Source organism: Dapis hubbardiae BLCC-M172 (genome assembly GCF_050016015.1).
GTDB lineage: Bacteria > Cyanobacteriota > Cyanobacteriia > Cyanobacteriales > Microcoleaceae > Trichodesmium.
Genome location: NZ_JBNHEQ010000092.1, coordinates 19,475 through 38,327, shown reverse-complemented (window position 1 = coordinate 38,327; position 18,853 = coordinate 19,475). Strand labels below are relative to the sequence as shown.

The 18,853-nt window shown below is 32.5% G+C and carries 17 protein-coding genes; 9 read left to right on the top strand and 8 right to left on the bottom strand.

The window, feature by feature from the left end:
* Positions 1-887: 887 nt before the first annotated feature.
* The 4 genes from ACP6PK_RS09125 (at position 888) to ACP6PK_RS09110 (ending at position 5,110) form a co-directional block, all read left to right on the top strand.
* A complete protein-coding gene (locus ACP6PK_RS09125; protein ID WP_426559339.1) occupies positions 888-2,675 on the top strand; it encodes a sodium:solute symporter family transporter in 1,788 nt (595 codons plus the stop codon).
* A gap of 412 nt (positions 2,676-3,087) precedes the next feature.
* Positions 3,088-3,591 carry a hypothetical protein gene (locus tag ACP6PK_RS09120; protein ID WP_426559338.1) on the top strand — a complete coding sequence of 168 codons (504 nt, stop codon included), beginning with the start codon at positions 3,088-3,090 and terminating at the stop codon, positions 3,589-3,591.
* Positions 3,592-4,398: 807 nt separating this feature from the next.
* A complete protein-coding gene (locus ACP6PK_RS09115) occupies positions 4,399-4,737 on the top strand; it encodes a hypothetical protein (RefSeq protein ID WP_426559337.1) in 339 nt (112 codons plus the stop codon).
* An 85-nt stretch (positions 4,738-4,822) separates the two neighbouring features.
* The gene (locus ACP6PK_RS09110) at positions 4,823-5,110 is read left to right on the top strand and encodes a hypothetical protein (protein WP_371357415.1); all 288 of its coding nucleotides are present in this window, start codon (positions 4,823-4,825) and stop codon (positions 5,108-5,110) included.
* 232 nt (positions 5,111-5,342) lie between these two features.
* Here the strand turns inward: ACP6PK_RS09110 and ACP6PK_RS09105 are convergent, their stop codons facing one another.
* From ACP6PK_RS09105 to ACP6PK_RS09080, 6 genes are all read right to left on the bottom strand, one after another.
* Positions 5,343-5,906, bottom strand: coding sequence for a Uma2 family endonuclease (locus ACP6PK_RS09105; RefSeq protein WP_426559336.1), 564 nt, complete (start codon positions 5,904-5,906; stop codon positions 5,343-5,345).
* Positions 5,907-6,121: 215 nt separating this feature from the next.
* Positions 6,122-6,328, bottom strand: a complete 207-nt coding sequence (locus ACP6PK_RS09100) for a hypothetical protein (protein WP_094673655.1) — start codon at positions 6,326-6,328, stop codon at positions 6,122-6,124.
* A gap of 165 nt (positions 6,329-6,493) precedes the next feature.
* A complete protein-coding gene (locus tag ACP6PK_RS09095) occupies positions 6,494-6,793 on the bottom strand; it encodes a TMEM165/GDT1 family protein (protein WP_094673656.1) in 300 nt (99 codons plus the stop codon).
* A gap of 362 nt (positions 6,794-7,155) precedes the next feature.
* Positions 7,156-7,608, bottom strand: coding sequence for a TMEM165/GDT1 family protein (locus ACP6PK_RS09090; RefSeq protein WP_426559335.1), 453 nt, complete (start codon positions 7,606-7,608; stop codon positions 7,156-7,158).
* A 282-nt stretch (positions 7,609-7,890) separates the two neighbouring features.
* Positions 7,891-8,259, bottom strand: coding sequence for a YkgJ family cysteine cluster protein (locus ACP6PK_RS09085; protein ID WP_426559334.1), 369 nt, complete (start codon positions 8,257-8,259; stop codon positions 7,891-7,893).
* Between the two features lie 210 nt (positions 8,260-8,469).
* Positions 8,470-8,622: a hypothetical protein gene (locus ACP6PK_RS09080; protein WP_426559341.1), complete on the bottom strand. Its 153-nt coding sequence runs from the start codon at positions 8,620-8,622 to the stop codon at positions 8,470-8,472.
* Here ACP6PK_RS09080 and psb30 point away from each other — a divergent pair.
* Positions 8,612-8,683, top strand: coding sequence for a photosystem II reaction center protein Ycf12/Psb30 (gene psb30 / locus ACP6PK_RS09075; protein WP_426559340.1), 72 nt, complete (start codon positions 8,612-8,614; stop codon positions 8,681-8,683). The two genes, ACP6PK_RS09080 and psb30, sit on opposite strands and share 11 nt — an antisense overlap.
* 202 nt (positions 8,684-8,885) lie before the next feature.
* Here the strand turns inward: psb30 and rppA are convergent, their stop codons facing one another.
* Positions 8,886-9,569: a two-component system response regulator RppA gene (rppA, locus tag ACP6PK_RS09070; RefSeq protein WP_426559333.1), complete on the bottom strand. Its 684-nt coding sequence runs from the start codon at positions 9,567-9,569 to the stop codon at positions 8,886-8,888.
* Between the two features lie 1,601 nt (positions 9,570-11,170).
* Here rppA and ACP6PK_RS09065 point away from each other — a divergent pair.
* The 4 genes from ACP6PK_RS09065 (at position 11,171) to ACP6PK_RS09050 (ending at position 15,574) form a co-directional block, all read left to right on the top strand.
* Positions 11,171-13,003, top strand: a complete 1,833-nt coding sequence (locus ACP6PK_RS09065) for an ABC transporter ATP-binding protein (RefSeq protein ID WP_426559332.1) — start codon at positions 11,171-11,173, stop codon at positions 13,001-13,003.
* Between the two features lie 1,088 nt (positions 13,004-14,091).
* Positions 14,092-14,364 carry a hypothetical protein gene (locus ACP6PK_RS09060; RefSeq protein ID WP_210407373.1) on the top strand — a complete coding sequence of 91 codons (273 nt, stop codon included), beginning with the start codon at positions 14,092-14,094 and terminating at the stop codon, positions 14,362-14,364.
* 226 nt (positions 14,365-14,590) lie between these two features.
* On the top strand, positions 14,591-15,037 hold the full coding sequence (locus ACP6PK_RS09055) for a hypothetical protein (RefSeq protein WP_426559331.1): 447 nt from the start codon (positions 14,591-14,593) through the stop codon (positions 15,035-15,037).
* Between the two features lie 294 nt (positions 15,038-15,331).
* Positions 15,332-15,574 carry a hypothetical protein gene (locus ACP6PK_RS09050; RefSeq protein ID WP_426559330.1) on the top strand — a complete coding sequence of 81 codons (243 nt, stop codon included), beginning with the start codon at positions 15,332-15,334 and terminating at the stop codon, positions 15,572-15,574.
* 65 nt (positions 15,575-15,639) lie between these two features.
* On the opposite strand, the gene ACP6PK_RS09045 is transcribed toward ACP6PK_RS09050, so the two are convergent.
* Positions 15,640-18,603 carry a PAS domain S-box protein gene (locus ACP6PK_RS09045; protein WP_426559329.1) on the bottom strand — a complete coding sequence of 988 codons (2,964 nt, stop codon included), beginning with the start codon at positions 18,601-18,603 and terminating at the stop codon, positions 15,640-15,642.
* Positions 18,604-18,853: the final 250 nt, after the last annotated feature.

Genomic DNA, 18,853 nt, shown 5'->3' with positions numbered 1-18,853 from the left:
CATAAGGGCGTCCGTACGGGAGTGTGGGAGGAGGGGGAAGGGACGTTGCATAAGGGCGTCCGTACACAGAAGAATCATGAACATTAACTGGATAATAATTAGGGAATAATTTATTTTATTTGTGTTAATTACTCGATAACTGAAGTGTCACTCAAGTATAGCCTTAATGCATGGGAATTGGTATAATTAACCAGATTCAAAGTCTGTTTTTGACAATTATCAGTCCGTCAGTATAGATTATTTCTATAAGTTTATCTCTTTTATTTATTCATTAAAACCTCAGTTTTTTCATAGAAAAAGAGGATATAATAAAATTAGAAAATCAAGTTTTTATTCTGAAGTAAAAAACTTTAAATTCTGTATTTATGGAAAAAGTTTATAAGTAGCAATAATAGAGAATTATATCGCAATATTTTTCCAAATTGGTAAGTGCATAAGCAAAATTAATTACACATCCTACTGACTCTCTGTTGCCTGTTGCCTCTATTAACTAGGAAATTACTAAAAGCACGACTACTTATTATTTTCATTGTACATAATCCGATAGCATAATTAGGTAATAGGGAACGTAAAACAAGAATGAAAGTTTCTTGATTTTTACCAAAAAATGAGGTCTAAAGCCTCCCCTTTTAAGGGGATGAAAAAAATATTTAACTCAGTATTTCAAGCCTCCGACTTTAAGTCGGAAGTTCACTGATAACTGTTTAGCTAACGCACAACTTCGTTAACGCTGCGCGACATGTTTGCGGAGCAGTCCGTCAGGATAAAGCGCAGCTCCTCCGCAGGAGGCTAACTGATAACTGAAATGACCTATTGTTGGATTTTGATAAATAATTTAGACTAGCTTATATTAGATTATGAATGATAATTAATTTAGCGATGGTTTGATGGAAATAATTGATTATATAATTGTCACAATTTACCTATTATTTATAATAATTTTTGGATTTTTTCTACAAAGAAAAGCATCGACAGGAATTGAGTCTTATTTTCTGGGAAATCGCAATCTTCCTTGGTGGATATTGGGTGCTTCTGGTATGGCTTCTAATACTGATTTGGCTGGTACTATGGTATTAACTTCTTTGGTTTATGCTTTGGGAACTAAGGGATTTTTTATTGAAATTCGGGGTGGAATTGTATTAATTATGGCGTTCCTAATGACGTTTATGGGAAAGTGGAATCGTCGCGCTCAAGTAATGACTATTGCTGAATGGATGGAGTTACGTTTTGGCAATGGTAGAGAAGGAAATATTGCCAGAATTATTAGTGCGGTTGCTAATATTATTTTTGCTATTGGTACGATGAGTTATTTTGCTGTTGGAGGAGGAAAATTTTTAGGAGAATTTCTAGGGATTGATGATAGAGTTGCTGGTATATTATTGATTTTATTGGCTCTCATCTATACTGCTGTAAGTGGATTTTATGGAGTTGTTTTGACGGATGTTTTTCAAGGAATTTTGATTTTTGTAGCGATTTTATATATCTGTTTTATTGCTTTTAAAACAGTAAGTTTGCCAGAGACTTTTGCTATTTCAATTCCAGGTACGGAACAATTACAAGAATGGAGTTTGAAGGAATGGAGTAGTATTATTCCACCGATAAAAATTGACTTGCCAGGAGATTATAGTCTTTTTAATTTGTTTGGTGGAGTGATGTTATTTTATATTTTTAAAGTATTTCTAGAAGGTGGTGCTGGAGGGGGTGGTTATATGATTCAACGTTACTTTGCTGCTAGGAATGATCGGGAAGCTGGTTTACTTTCTTTATTATGGATTTTTTTATTATCATTTCGTTGGCCTTTGGTTACAGCTTTGGCAATATTAGGAATAGATTACGGTCTGAAAAATCAGATAATTTCTGACCCAGAATTAGTGTTGCCTACTGTAATTAGTGCATATATTCCAGTCGGAGTTAAAGGTTTATTAGTTGCCTGTTTTATTGCTGCTGCAATGTCAACTTTTGATTCGATTATTAATGCTAGTGCTGCTTATTGGGTGAAAGATATTTATCAAGCTTATATTAAACCTGAAGCTTCTAATCAACAATTAATTAATCAAGGTCGTTTAGCTTCTATTTTGATTGTTGGTTTGGGATTAATTTTTAGTTTTAATATTACGAATATTAATGATATTTGGGGATGGTTAACTTTAGGGTTAGGAACTGGATTGTTTATTCCTTTAGTTTTAAGATGGTATTGGTGGCGATTTAATGGTTATGGATTTGCTATTGGTACTGGTGCGGGTTTAGTTGCAGCTATTTTGACAAAAGCGGTGATTCTACCTTTTTTGAATATGCCTCAACTTCAAGAATATATTATGTTTTTAGTGCCGAGTATTTGTTCTTTTTTAGGATGTATTTTCGGAACATTGTTAACTCCAACAACTAACTTGGAAGTGATTGATAATTTTTATAGAGTTACTAGACCTTTTGGTTTTTGGGGAGTGGTTAGCCAGAATTTACCAACTAATATTCAAGCAAAAATTGAAAGGGAAAATCGACGAGATATTCTAGCAACTTTGATTGCTATCCCTTGGCAGTTGGTTTTATTTTTGATGGGAATGATGTTGATGATGAAGCAGTGGGATAATTTTGGTGTTTTATTGTTGATGTTTATTTTATTGTCGATAGGATTATATTTTACTTGGTTTAAGCATTTAAAGAAAATAGAGAAGTAAACAATTCCTTTGGAAGGCAATAAATATACTTCTATGACTGTTTTAATTAAGTAAAATTATTACAATAGACTACTATTATCATTCACCGCTATCTGCTCAAAAAAAATCAGATAATTACTGACGCAAAGCTCCGGTGTTTAGATCCATTTCATGTCGCAAAGGCAGAGAGAAACGCTCAAATTAATAAACACTATATATAGAATTTCTTAAGGTACTGAGGTGCAGTTGTTTTTCTTATTTTCTATTCCCTACAACCAGAATTACTATTTCCTTTTCCCTGTTCCCTGTTCCCTATTCCCTTATAAAAAGCAAATCGTAAGAATACTTAATACTACTTAATGCTAATTGAGTCAAATTTTTGTTAAGCTATAGATATAATTTCAAATATATAACTCATAGAAGGTATAAATCTATGGCAATTATTTCTCCAAATCTGGAGTCCAATCAACAACGCTGGCAAACAATAGTTTGTTTAACTTTAGGTTTCTGGTTAAGCGCCTGCATAATTTTAGACCTAGTAATTATGCCAAGTATGTATGTTTCTGGGATGATGAATACCCCAGATTTTACAGCAGCAGGTTCAGTAATGTTTTCTGTATTTAACCGAGTTGAGTTATTTTGTGCAAGCTTGGGTTTAACAGGTTTATTAGTTTTGACTGCTACGCCAAATAATTTCATTAAAAATGCTAAAACAGCAATTATTTTTTCTATAGCATTGTTGGCGATCGCTCTAATTGATACTTATGGTTTAACTCCTCAAATGACTGCTTTAGGTATTAATCTAAATTTGTTTGAGTCAGTTAAAGAAGTTCCTGTAGCAATGAATCAAATGCACGGTGGTTACTGGTTATTAGAAATAATTAAATTGGTTGTTGGTGCTACTTTATTTGGTTGGTGTTACCGACAACAAAACTGAATTAGTAATTATTTCTTACGTTGCTGGAAAATAGTTAAAAAAAGTAGGGTAGGCAAATTAGTTGAGATAAAATTAATCTCAATAAATTAATATTTGCCTACCCTAAAATCTTAGAAGATAACATACCCCTTTTCAGTTTTCTGCTCCCTAAAACATATAACTTTGTAAGTCACGAGCATTATATAATTGCTATAGCAATTATATTTCATTTGCAATATTTTAGTAGTCAGGAGAATAGAGTCGGAATATAAAAAGATTTTGATTGATATTAAATGTCCTTAAATATATCAGAAATTATTACTTTCTACAAATATAATAGATATAAAAATATATGGTTTCTCAAGTTACTGAACTACAGTTTTTTTTCTTCTTTCCTATTCCCTGTTTCCCGAATTACTACTCCCTACTCCCTAATCCCTAAAACAAAATATTATGCCTTACAGTAGATTAACCTTAGAGGAAGTTCTGACAAATTTTAATCTTAACTTAGTTAAATACTTGGATAAATTTAATTAGGGCTTGCTGATTAAATATCAAAGGATTTACAGATAAAGCTTTTAGCCTTTTTGGGTATCGAAAAAGTATCAGCTTTTTGGTGAAAAAAGTTCAAAAAGTTAGTATGCATGAGATGATTATGCCAGAAAAATTGAGGCATAATTTTCCCTTGTACCTCCCCTATAATTCCCATTTCTCCTGTCTCCTGTCTCCTGTCTCCTGTCTCCTGTCTCCTACCCTAACCCATAAAACTTTTTCAGCAAACCCTAATTAATTATTAGAGGTTTATTCCAGTCAATTTATTTAAGAACCTTGAGATTATTATCTGTTGAGTGGAGTAGAAAAATCTTTTCAATCAGAAATATAATTGCTCTAGGAAACTTATATTTACCTATAGAAAAATTAATGCCTTACAGTAAATTTACCTTAGAGGAAGTTCTAACAAGTTTTAATCTCAACGTGGTAGAAAACTTGGGTAAATTTAATCAGTTACCAGAAGTTTCTCCCAGTAAATTTTTGCAAGAAGCTTTAGAATATTATCTACCATTGGCAGTGGCAATATCTTCAGAAAAAGCTCGTTTCCTGAGGGAATGCTCCGCAAACGGAATTTATTATTGCGCCGATATTAGCAGAAGTAAAAAAAATATCTAATAATCAGATAAGTTTATTTTCTGGTATAGAGTTTAATGTTAATCCAGAGTTAGGATTAAATGGTTTTTGTGACTTTATTATCAGTTTGTCAACCCAGCAAATAGTTCTCAAAGCACCCGTAATAACTTTGGTAGAAGCTAAAAACGATAATCTGAGAAATGGTTTAGCTCAATGTATGGCAGAAATGGTTGCTGCTCAAATTTTTAATAAAAGTAAAGGTAAAGAAATTCCCAAGATTTATGGAGTTGTTACTACTGGTACTGCTTGGCAATTTCTAGAGTTAGAATCTCAAACAATAATTCTAGATTTAGAGGAATATTCTGTCTATGATTTACCGAAGATTTTAGGGATATTAACCAGTTTTGTTAGTTAGTATTTAAGCTTTTAGCTTTTGAAATAGTCAAGCAACAATTGCAGGTTACTTGAGAAAATTTTTCTTCATACAAAAGTTTTTAGGTTAATGAACTACATTAAAAAAAATGATAACTCTGTAGGGACGTTGCATGCAACGTCCCTACTTTGGATTCTATGGTTTGAACTACTACCAAAATATTACAACCGAAATAGGATTGCTATTCCCTACTTCCTACTCCCTACTCCTTAAATTAATATAACCAACCAAATAAATCTGCAATAGATAATTGCCAATCTGTTAATAAATCCAGAACTGGTAATTTATCAGAATTATATCTAATTTCTGGTTGTTGGTTAGGTTTAAAAATCACTACAGATTCGTCTTCAGGATCTATTAACCAACCTAACTGAGTACCATTATTAAGACAGAAAAGAATTTTATTAATTAATTGATTAGAACTTTGGTCTGGCGAGAGAATTTCTATTACCCAATCTGGTGCTATTTCAAATCTATTTTCGATTCTACCATTAGGTTGTCTCGGAATACGTTCCCATGCAAAAACTGAAATATCTGGAACTATAGAACGTCCGTTAAAAGTACATCTTAATTCTGGGAATGCCATTACTAATTGTTTTGGTCTACCAACTTGATTAATAGCTGATGATAGATAAGCTTGAATTGTACTATGTTCTCCTTGTGGCATTGGTTTTTGATAAATTTTATTGTTAAAATATTCGTTAGCTGGTTTTGTTTCTGGCAGTTGTAAAAATTCTTCCAGAGTAATTTGTTTGGATGAATTAACAGAGGTTAACATAATTATTTTGCCTCAATTGGGATTTTTTCTTAATTCATTAATTATATCTATTTTTTTTACCTACTAAGTTGGTATTGCTATCCTAAATAGATTGTAAAATTTTATCGTAGGGGTTTGCTCTCTAAACCCAGGTAAAAATGTCATTTAAACTAACTTGCTCCTATCAAATTCAGTCAGCGCAAGAATGTATGGGCGAATGGTTGTTTCTCGCCTACTTAATTAGATAAAACATACTCCTTCAGCAAAGGTAAAAGAGTAAAATTATTTTCTTGTTTTTCTATTAGGGAACGTCGCTGCAAAGATTTAATTATATTCAATAAGTCTGAAGGTGGTATTTGTAAATTATCTAATAAGGTTGAAATAGTTACTGGTTTGGTTTCGGTTGCTAAGTGGGAGATTACTTGTTTTTCTAATTCTGACAAACGGGCAAACTGCTGATGTAATAATTCTTTGATATCTGCATCTAAAAATAGAGGGTCATATTGAAATAATGTAGAACAATGTAGGGGCGAATCGCGATTCGCCCCTACAAGCTTTTGCTTCTAACAATGTGGTTGATAAAATATTAGTTAAAGTCAGATTCAAACTTAACTATTTTCAGACTCTTCTGCTTCCTCTTCACCAGACAATAAAAGACGAATACCCATAATAGCAAATCCAATTGCAGCAGTAACTTTTACTATATTTGTTGGTAAAATTTCTGCTACTCCTTGCCCTACTAAAACTCCTAAAAAAGTCGTTAATAATAGAGCAGATGCAGTACCAAAAAATACCGCCTGGGGAAATTTTGAAGACCCACCCAGAGCGATCGCTGCTAATTGACTTTTGTCTCCTAATTCAGATAGGAAAACTGCGATAAAACTTAAACCTAAAAGTTGCCAATCCATAGTTAATAAGTAATAAGTAAGAAGGAAGAAGTAAAAACTTAAGAAGTAAGAAGTAAGAAGTAAGAAGTAAAACTTAAAAAGTAAGAAGTTAAGAAGGTAGAATAAAATTTTTCATCAAATACAACTCTTTGGTTAAAAATTTAGTATAAGTTCAACGAATGATTGCTTCAAATTAAACTCCGCCCTTAAGAGAGTTTCTATAAAATAAATCTTAAGAACTGCAATAAGTTTGATTATTGGTGGGTTACGGCAAATCACACCCAACTATTAAGTTTAACTATTAATCTGTGCCTAACCCACCCTAGACAAGGATTTAATATTTTATTTACAGATACCCTCTAAGAGCAGGGTATTATAAAAAGCTAATACCTGAATAATTGCGGAAAATTTTCATAAAAAACTTCTACAATTAAAGTCAAAGATATCAGTAATAAAATAATTCCTGCTGACCTTTCTATAGTTTTTGGAGAAAGATGACTAGCTAACCATTGCCCTAACAAAACTCCCAATAAACTTGTAGTTACTAATGCACTACCTGCACCTGCAAATACTATCCAAGGAGATTGAGATTCGGCAGTCATTAATAAAGTAGTAAGTTGAGTTTTATCTCCTATTTCTGCTAAAAGTATTGTCACAAAAGTTGAAGCAAATACTGCCCATGCTCCTGTTTTTTTTGCTTTTGTTTCTTCTTGTTCTGACTGAGAATTAGTAGGGGGTAAAATTTCACCTTTTTCTGAACTAACTTCCAAAGGTAAGCTTTGAGAAACATCTTTTTGTTCTACATCTATTTCGGTTTTAACTGTATTTTCACTCATCGGGAAAAATTTCACTGATAACTATAATAAATGACTAAATTACTTAATATATGTAGATTTTTTAAATCTGATTTATTGTTTCAGATAATTATGCTATGTGTCAACTATTTAATACCAATTTAATCAACTTAGGTTACACTACTTATCTTAATCCTAATAGTGAAATGTGAAATAATTTCCTGAAATTAGTAAGCATGTCTTTCATGTCGCACAGCGAAAAGTTTTGAGCTGATAAAATCTTACTTTTGACTTTTGAATTTTGACTTCCATAAAACGGTATAATTATCTCTCAAAACCAGATTTAATCCCCACTGCATGATTAAATCGAAGCATTTCTAGACTATGCTCGCCGTACATATCTCCAATATGTTGCTGACAACAGTCAATCGCAAATTCATTTAGTTCTTCCGGTTCAATACCATACATTTCTTTAAAGGTATCTGGTTGGACTCGACAAAATTTTGGTCTATCCTGGTAAATACGACATTCTTTGGTCAAATGGTTGTAATTAATACACCATCCATCTGCTCCTATTAAACTCATGTAATGCTTTACTTCTTCTGGAGATAAATATTCTTCTAATTCTGGTCGCTCTGTCGGTTCCAAGTAACAACAAGCACCACAATTTTTTACACAACACCAAGTAACCATTGTTTTTTTATACCAGGGAATAGGGAATAGGGAACAGTTGGAAAAACATTTCCTTGCTCTTAAGATTTATCATAAGTTTATGTGCTCACCAATTCTTTGTTAGCTATAAGGAAAAAATTTAAATTTAAAATTTAAAAATAAGTTTTTAGGAATTAGCATAAACGGCCTTTTAATTGTAGCAAACTGAATTATTGAGTTTTGTAAAGTTTGTTAAATTAGATAGGCGATCGCTTGGTAGAATAAAGGACGGTTTTGTAGTTCAGTATCTATTTTATTAATTTCTAGAGGAAATATGGGGTTTTTAACTGATTTTTTCAGCAATATTAACTTTGAAACTATTGCCCAGTTAACAATGCTGGCCATGGTTGTAATTGCTGGCCCAGTAGTAATTGTGTTACTAGCACTTCGGGGTGGCGATCTTTGATACTTTCCGTGTAGAGGATTGACTTAATCAAAGAATAACTAATTATTGTAGGGTGCGTTAGACGGCTAGAATTTAAGCTGTGAAAGGTATTTAGGAATCCGTCGTAACGCACCATTTGGGACATTCTCATTCGTCTCCAATTTATTTACCCGCTGCGAATTTTACTCCTGAATTCTAAATTCAGAATTCTAAATTCTAAATTCTATAGTTCTCCAAACCGATAACCTTTCCGATAAACAGTATGAATTAATGGTGACTCTCCAGTTGCCTCTATCTTTCTGCGCAATAAACGTACTTGTGCTGCTAAAACATTACTACTTGGTTGCTCCCCCTGTCCCCACAAATATTCATAAATTTGTTGGTGCGTTAAAAGTTGACCGGGATAATTCATAAAATACCCTAATAGCTTACACTCTTTTTCTGATAAGTTAATCATTTGTCCACTACGATAAGCCACTTGATTTTCTATATCTAATTCTAAATCTCCTACCCGTAAATTTTGCTGAGTTGTAGTTGCCTCAATAGTAGGAGGGCGACGTAATAAAGCTCGAACTCTCGCTAATAACTCTCGTAACTCAAAAGGTTTAACCAAATAATCATCAGCACCAGCATCTAATCCCGTAACTCGGTCATCTATAGTATCTTTAGCAGTAAGAAATAAAACTGGGGTATAGTCGTGGAGCGATCGCAACTTTTGACAAATTTCTAATCCTGTTTTTTGGGGTAACATCCAATCTAAAATCAGTAAATCATAGTTACCCTCAATTGCCATGTGACAACCCATTTCTCCATTATCAGCAACATCAATATTATACCCTTCTCTATTCAAAGCACGACTCAGAGGAGAAGTTAATTCTGGTTCATCATCCACTAAAAGAATCTGCATTTGACGAATTTAATGATTATGTAAGCATTCAGCAGTTATATCAAATACGGTTATTATAAAGTATCTTTTTCACCCATCCTCTATAACCATCTTCCCATCTCCCTATCCCCCCATCTCGCCACCTTCCCAAAAGGATACTCTATAAACCGGATTTAGTATCAGCTATTGTTTAAAAAACTATTAGACTTTTGATATTTTATAATATAGCTCTACGCAAATATGTTATGGCAACCCTAAATAGGTTTTCAAGAATTTAGAATGCGCGAATTTAGAATGCGCGAATTTAGAATGCGCGAATTTAGAATTTAGAATGCGCGAATTACCTCTCCTTGAAAAGGAGAGGATTGACAAACAGGAAAATTTTTATTTATTATCCCCTAAAAAGGGGAGGCTTTAAACCACAATATTTCGGTAATACCATTTCTCAAAAACTTTATCTATTTCAGAGTAGCGGAGTAGGGGAGTGTAGGGACTTTTTGCTGCGCAATATGTTTGCGGAGCATTCCGGAACGGAAAACGCATTTTTGCCTGTGCAACGTCCGTACGGGAGAAAAAAACATAAGAATAATTAACATTAAACTAGCTAAAATCAGCAAAAAAATAATTATGATTGTGCTGATTAGTTAATGACTGAAGTATTGCCAAAGTATAGCAATAATGCATGGGAATTGGTATAATATTTAATCGTAGTGGTTTGGTCTCAAAACCCAAGCACAAATGGGATTTGGAAACTCAACCCTTACAGTTTTTTTTCACAAATAATTTTGGATTAGTATAGGAAATAGATAAATTCTCTATTCCCTATATTTGATCATATAGCAACAGCCAGGGCGATTAGGACATAGACTGATGATGAATCAAAGACTACGGAAACACTTTTCCAACTGTTCCCTGTTCCCTGTTCCCTGTTCCCTGCTATAATTAGCATCTTTTTCCTGTTTAATTACCGAATAATTAATAATTATTAATTAAATATATTGCTGGAAAGCCTCCCTTTACCAATGGATAATTGATAATTGATAATTGATAATTAAAGAGTTAGAAAGTTATACCATTTTGAAAAAATAATTTTACGAATAATAACAACTATTAAAAGGTTTTACGGTAAATGTTGATTTGACAAAAAAGATAATTAGAACATAAAAAATAGTCTCAAATTTATTCATTATAACTCCTGTAGGGGCGATTTCCGTTTGTCATGCTCCTAATTACGCGGAAAGCGACAGCATTCGGTTTGCGCAGCATTCCGCAGGAAACGAAATCGCCCCTACATCTCCTGACTACTAAGTAGTAACCTAAATATTTGTAGCGAAGATTTATCAATTTGGTATTAGAGAGTTAGAATGTTAGAAAATTATTTCATTATCCACTATATATTATCAATTAATACTATTTCCTTATATTAAATCAAGAACGGTTTGAGCAAGAGGTAATTATCAATTATCAATTATCAATTATCCATTAATAAACAGTTTTTCCATTTCAATTTTAACTATTATAATCATACCCTTTCAAATGACTATTAATTGTCAAAAAATAGCTAATATGCTACCTTATCAAACATCATACTACTGAGAGTTTAACTGAAACAATAGAATTCTATGAGTAGCAACTCACCAAAAAACAATAGTAGCAAATACAAAAGTAATAATAGTGAAACAGACTGGCAATTAATTCAACGCTTACTAAACTACGGTCTCCGTCACAAAACTTTAGTAGCTATCTCACTAATATTATTATTTCCATTATCAATTTCAGGAGCAATTCAACCACTATTAATCGGACAAGCAATTTCTCTAATTTTAGGAGAAAAAACCTGGTTATTTATCCAACAAATGTCATTATCTCAAGGATTGAATATTTTAGCAATTGTATTAATGGTAAGTATTATTATACGGCTCATATTTCAATCTCTACAAGGCTTTTTAGTACAAAAACTTGGGCAACAAATTACTGCTGATATTAGAAATGATTTATTTAAGCACGTTCTTTCTTTAGGAGTCAGATTTTTTGACAGTACCCCTGTAGGAAGATTAATTACTCGTCTGACTAGCGATGTTGAAGCTTTAGGAGATGTATTTTCTACAGGTGCTATTGGTATTGTTAGTGATTTATTCTCAATTTTAATTATTGCCATTACTATGTTTAGTTTACAATGGCAACTAGCTTTAATGTTGATATTAATGATTGTACCAGTAACAGCAGTTATTATCTATTTCCAGCAAAAATATCGGCAAGCTAATTACAAAGCTAGAGATGAACTTTCTGGTTTAAATTCTCAACTACAAGAAAATTTAATTGGCATTGGAGTAGTGCAATTATTTAGGCGAGAAAGATTTAACTCCGAATTATTTAGAGCAAATAATCTAAACTATGTTAAAGCAGTAGATAAAACAATTTTTTATGACTCAGCTATCTCTGGTATTTTAGAATGGATTTCTTTAATAGCGATCGCTGCCGTTTTATTCCTGGGAGGGCAATTTGTTTTAGCTAAAAATATAGACTTTGGTACTCTATCTTCCTTCATTTTATATGCTCAACGTTTATTCGACCCCTTACGACAATTTGCCGAAAAATTTACAGCTATTCAAGCTGGATTAACTGCTGTTGAACGTATTTCTAATCTCCTCAATGAAAAAATTGAAATTCTCGATCCAGAAGGAGATATTAAAAAGTTACCAACTCTTGAAATTAATAATTCCCAAATAGGTGAAATTAGATTTGAAAATGTCTGGTTTGGCTATAAACCAAATCAATATGTTCTGAAAAATCTCAACTTTACTATTAAACCAGGAGAAAAAATTGCTTTAGTCGGTCCGACTGGTGCAGGAAAAAGTTCTATCATTCGTTTACTTTGTCGTTTATATGATGTGAATAAAGGTAGAATTTTGGTGGATGGAATTAATATTAAAGACTTACGTCAAGCCGAATTACGAAAACATATTGGTGTGATTCTCCAAGATGGATTTTTATTTGCTGGAGATGTAAAAAGTAATATTAGTTTAGGAGAAAAATATTCATTTGAGGAAATTCAAGCCTCAGCAAAAAACACAAATATAGATAAATTTATTGCAGAATTACCTCAAGGATATAATACTCAATTGCGAGAACGAGGAGCTAATCTTTCTGGAGGTCAAAAACAGTTATTAGCATTTGCCCGTGCTGCTATTCGTAATCCTAGAATTTTGGTACTTGACGAAGCAACTGCTAATTTAGATGTGGCAACAGAAGCGTTAATTCAATCAGCATTAGAACGACTTTTAGCAGAACGAACAGCTATTATTATTGCCCATCGACTTTCGACAATTAGAAATGTTAACCGAATTTTTGTCTTGAAAAGAGGAGAGTTAATTGAGTCAGGTACTCATCAGGAATTATTACAAAACAATGGTCTTTATGCTGGTTTATATAAATTGCAAATGTTAGGAACTTGATGAATATAGCAATCCTATTTCAATAGTAATATTTTTGTGGTAGTTAGGAGTCAGGAGTCAGGAGTCAGGAGTCAGAATTTTCAAAGTTTTTCCTCAACCTTAACTATTACAAATCACTTAGGATTACTATCTTTCAACATTCAGCGGTAAACTTATTGCCTTTGTCAGAGAAATTAGTATTAAGAGATATCTGATCAAAGAAGCGATCGCCTAAATTATTGGGTTGAGTAAAAAATTCTTTTATTTGTAGTTTTGCTCTAGCCCCTGAGAATATTGATTTTATTGCTCAAGCAAAACTACTAGCTCAATAAGGAACAAAAGTTGACTATTTGTCTGCTTTAACTAAATTACTGATAACTGAAAAACTTGCTTGACAAAAAAATTTGACATGAACTACTTCAAGACTTCAATCTCCCCTACTCCTCACCCCCAACTATATAAGTAAGTATTCAACCGGATTTGATATTAGGGCTAAAGCCCAACTACAAACAAAGACTCGTAGATGTGTTGCGCAAACACTAACATGTTCTCAACCCAACCTACAAAGTGGAAATTTTTTAATTATCAGCAAAGTAAGCGATAGAAGTTTGTTTTGGTGTAGCGATCGCTCAATCTTATGAATCTACATCTGCATTCTGTGGAGCTACCAAAAAAAATCGACGCTGAAAGGATTTTCTCCTTGCATCGGCAAAAAAATCATGGTACTATGTAATTATTGGGGGTTACTCGTACCTGCACATGATTTTTTATTCAACCAAAAATATATTGTAGTAGAGTGACACATCTAATGGGTGTGCATTAGGGCGGGTTTACTTAATGTTAGGGTAAGCATGAAAATTTCTACTAAAACCCGCCCCTACTATTGCAGCATTGAATATGTATCAGTCTAGTAGGGTGTGTTAGACGGCTTAAATTGAGACTACGAAAGGGATTGAGAAATCCGTCGCCGGGCACCATTGAATATATGTCAATCTACTACAAAGTATAAATTTTTTAATTATCAGTAAATAAAGGCATAGAACACCTTTCCCCTGTCACATTCGGAGCCTAGCAACAGCTATATCGCCCATCAAAAAAACCAGAAAATAATGATAGAAACAACAGCCAATTATGATGAACCTTGGAAAGCAGCAATAGGAGAATATTTTCCCTCCTTCCTCAACTTTTTCTATCCGAAAATTCATAACTCCATTAATTGGAAAAAACCACCCATTTCTCTAGACAAAGAATTAGAACAGATAGCTGCCTCAGCAACAAAAGAAAAACGTTATGCTGATAAACTATTTCAAGCTTGGTTATTAGACCAACGAGAAATCTGGATATTAATACATATAGAAATTCAAAGTCAATACGACCGATAATTTAGCCAACGAATGTTCATCTATAATTAATCGAGCATTCGACCTGTATAATAAACCAGTAATTAGTCTAGCAATATTAGGAGATGAAACCCCATCTTGGCGACCAAATTTCTATGAATATGGATTAGAAGAAAGTCTAATCTCATTTGACTTTTCCATCGTCAAACTATTAGATTATCAATGGGAGGAATTATCAGCCAACAAAAATATTTTTGCTATTATAGTAATGGCACACCTGAAAACCAAAAGTACCACAAGTAACCCCACAGAAAGAGAACAATGGAAATGGCAAATAGTGAGAAGTTTGTACGAAAAAGGATTAACTAAATTTGACATTATTAACCTGTTTAAATTCATCGACAAAATGATGTCATTGCCACCAGGATTACAATCAACTTTTCAAGTCAAAATTAATCAATATGAGGAGGAACAAAAAATGGAATTTTTAAGCACTATGGAAGAACTGGCTATAGAAAGAACAGCCAAAGAAACTTGTATACAAAATATTATTGATTTACTGCAAAAACGATTTAATTCAGTACCAGAAACTCTAATAATAGAGCTGAATAATATTGAAGATTTAGCTCAATTAAAACAACTACATCTAGAAACAATTAGCGTTAATTCGGTTGCGGAGTTTGAGGAATTAATTAAAGATAACTCTCATCAATAAAATTAGAAAATTAGTTACAGCAGATTCTGTCTCATAGCAAATACATATATTAACAATTAAAGATTTTTAGTGCGGGCATCTTACCGAAAAATTAAGGTATAAAGGCTCTCCATTCATGGAGAAAAAATAAAAAAATTCCTTTTAACCCAATCCTTCTATTACAGAAGAGGTAATTATTAATTGTTGAACGGCTATTAATTTTACCTCACCAAGGTGGAATCTGCTGTATCAATAAACCCAAAATTACAATCAAATTTTCAAGCAAAAATTAATCAATATGAGGAGGAACAAAAAATGGAATTTTTAAGCACTATGGAAGAACTGGCTATAGAAAGAACAGCCAAAGAAACTTGTATACAAAATATTATTGATTTACTGCAAAAACGATTTAATTCAGTACCAGAAACTCTAATAATAGAGCTGAATAATATTGAATATTTAACACAATTCAAACAACTACTCCTAGAAACAATTAGCGTTAATTCCGTTGCGGAGTTTGAGGAATTAATTAAAGAAAGTTCTTCTTTAGAAAATTAGTTAGATACCTTGATTAATCATTTTTATAGTTACTCTTCAGCCTTAAGGCTGATAAATTCTAAATTCTAAATTCTAAATTCTGGCTGTTCAATGGGAATTTCAATTACAAACTCTGCCCCCTCTCCAGGAGCAGAAATACATTCTAACCTTCCACCATGTTTTTCCACAATAATTTTATAACTAATAGATAAACCCAAACCAGTACCTTTATCAACCGGTTTAGTAGTAAAAAATCGCTCAAATAAACGTTCCTTAACCTTCTCATCCATACCCAAACCATTATCAATAATTCTAATTTGAACTTGTTTTGATATAGCAGTAGTTCTAATCCAAATACTCGGAACCTTATCATCCCAATTATCCCTAACTATTGCCTCCTCCAAAGCATCAATTCCATTACCAATTAAATTCATAAATACCTGATTAATCATACCCACATAACATTCTACCAAAGGCAATTCTCCATACTCCTTATAAACCTTAATTTCTGGTTTTTTCCCACCACCTTTGAGACGATTTTTCAAAATTACCAAAGTACCATCAATCCCATCGTGAATATTCATCAGAGTTTTCTTAGCATCATCCTTGCGAGAAAAATTACGCAGAGAACGGACAATTTCACGAATTCTTTCCGAACCTATTTGCATGGCTGATATTACCTTTGGCAAATCCTCCATCATAAAATCTAAATCTATATCCTCTATTTGTTCTTCTATTTCTTCTGGTAAACTTGGAGAGTATTCCTGATAAATATCTAACAAATTCATCATATCTTTAACATAATGATTCAAATGCACAATATTGCCATAAACAGAAGTTACAGGATTATTAATTTCGTGAGCAATACCTGCAACTAACTGACCCAAACTAGACATTTTTTCAGTATTAGTTAAAGTAGTTTCTACCTCATCAAGTTCTTGCAAAGCAGTTTCTAATTGTCGCTTTTGTTTTCTTAACTCAGTCTGAGATTGTTTCAGCGAAGCTTCAGCATTTTTAGTATCAGTAATATCTGTAATCAAACCTTCTAAAGCAATTAATTCTCCTGACTCAGAAAACACCCCTATTCCCTGTTCCCAAACCCATTTAATTTCTCCATTCTTAGTAGTAATTCGATAAGTTATTTGATAATGTCGATTCTCTTGTATAGCCAACTCTATAGTATTCCATAAAAGTTGTCTATCTTCTGGATAAATTAATTGTGATAAAAATACTTTATTTGAACCCAAGAAATCTTGTACTTGATAACCAGTTAATAAATAACAACCTTCACTTACAAATTCTGCAGTTCGATTTATATCGTTGCAAAAACGATAAGCCATACCTGGTAAATTACTCATTAAAGTTGCTAATTTTCTTTGACTTTCCCATAAAGCTTTTTCTGAACGTTTCCTGTCAGTAATATCCTTAATAACTGTCAAAAAGCAAATTTCATTATCAATATTAATAATCTCTACAGACAACAACCAAATCCTAATCGCACCAGATTTTACTCTAAATTCATATTCCTGATTTTGCAAAACTCCTTGTTTTTCCAAAGACTCTCTAAAATCAATTCTTTCTTCTAGATTAACCCATATACCTAACTCTTCTACTGTGTAACCAATAACTTCTTCACGGCGATAACCCATTATCTCCAAAAAACTATCATTTACTTCTATAAATCTCTCATCTTCAAAAGTAGTAATAATGATTGGGTCGGGACTAGAAAGAAATGCTTTTGAGAACTTTTGTTCCGACAACTTCAACCTTGCTTGTGTCTGATGACGTTCTGCAATTTCTCTTTCTAATTTATCAATAGTTTCCTGTAATTCAATTGCTCGTTTCTCTACCTTATTTCCTAACTCTTCATTTGCGAGTTTTAATGCTTCTTCTTTTAAGACTTTGCTAGTGATATTAGAAACTACCATTTCCCAGCCACTTCTACCATCAAATTCTACTGGAATTATTACCACTTCTGCTGTAAATTCAGATCCATATAAACGTTTATAGCGCCAGTTAAAACGACTTATTCCTGACTCTAATGCTATTTGTAAATATTTTTGCAATAGCAGAATTGAATCTTCCCCTTGAAACTGTTTTAAAGAGCTAAATTCCCAAAGTTGTTTACCACAAAATTCTGATTTTTGACTACAGCCGAATAATTCTAAGGCACTGTGATTACAATCAAAAATACCTTGTTTATCTATCAGTATTATTCCATCTTTACTAGCTTTATCTAAATCAATAAATATTTGATTTGAAGTTTTTATCCTCTGACTTAATTGGTTTGAGATACCTACAGTTTTTTGACTATCACTAATATCTCTTGTAATTTGAGAAAAACCTATTAATTGTTTATTTTCATCATATAAAGCTGTAGTAATTACATTAGCCAAGAATAATCTTTTATCTTGCCTCAAACAATTTTTTTCTCTTACAGATTTACCTTGATTTATAGCTATTTGTAATTCCTTATCTGGTAGTTTATTGTCAATATCTTTGTGAGTATAAAAAGTAGAGAAATGTTTGCCAATAATTTCTTCTGCTTGATATTGATAAATTTTTTCAGCTTCAGAGTTCCAACTTACTACATACCCATCTGAATCCAAAATAACTATAGCATAATCTTCAAGACTTTCTATTAATAATCTTTGTCTTTCTTCTCTTGCTCGCAAAGCTGCTTCCGCTTGTTTTCTAGAGGTAATATCTTCAACAATTCCTTCATAATATAAAAAATCTCCCTGTTCATCCCAAACTAGCCAAGCATTTTCAGAAATCCAAATTATTGTGCCATCCTTGCAATAAATCTGAGATTCAAATTGAGAAACTTCTCCTTTTTTTCGTAAAATATCAACAAATTCATCATATCGCTGAGGATATATATAAAGTTGATGTTTAATATCTGCCAATGCAGCAATCATTTCTGTAGAAGATTCATAACCATAGATACGGGCTAGGGTAGCATTAGCGTTAATATAACATCCCTCAAGTTTTGTTTGGTAAATTCCTACTACTGGATTCTCCAAAATACTGTGATATTTAGCTTCCATTTGCTCTAATACCTCCTACCTTTTCTAACTATTAAGAATTTGACTTTATTGTTAAACAATGTATTTGACCACCCCCAGATAGTTGTATTTATTACATAAGTTTATTCTGGAATTATAACCAATAAATAAAGTCTCAGGAAATTTCGGATTTCAAGCCAGAGGTACTGATAACTGATAACTGATAAGTGAAATAATACCCCCAGATAGTTGTATTTATTACATAAGTTTATTCTGGAATTATAACCAATAA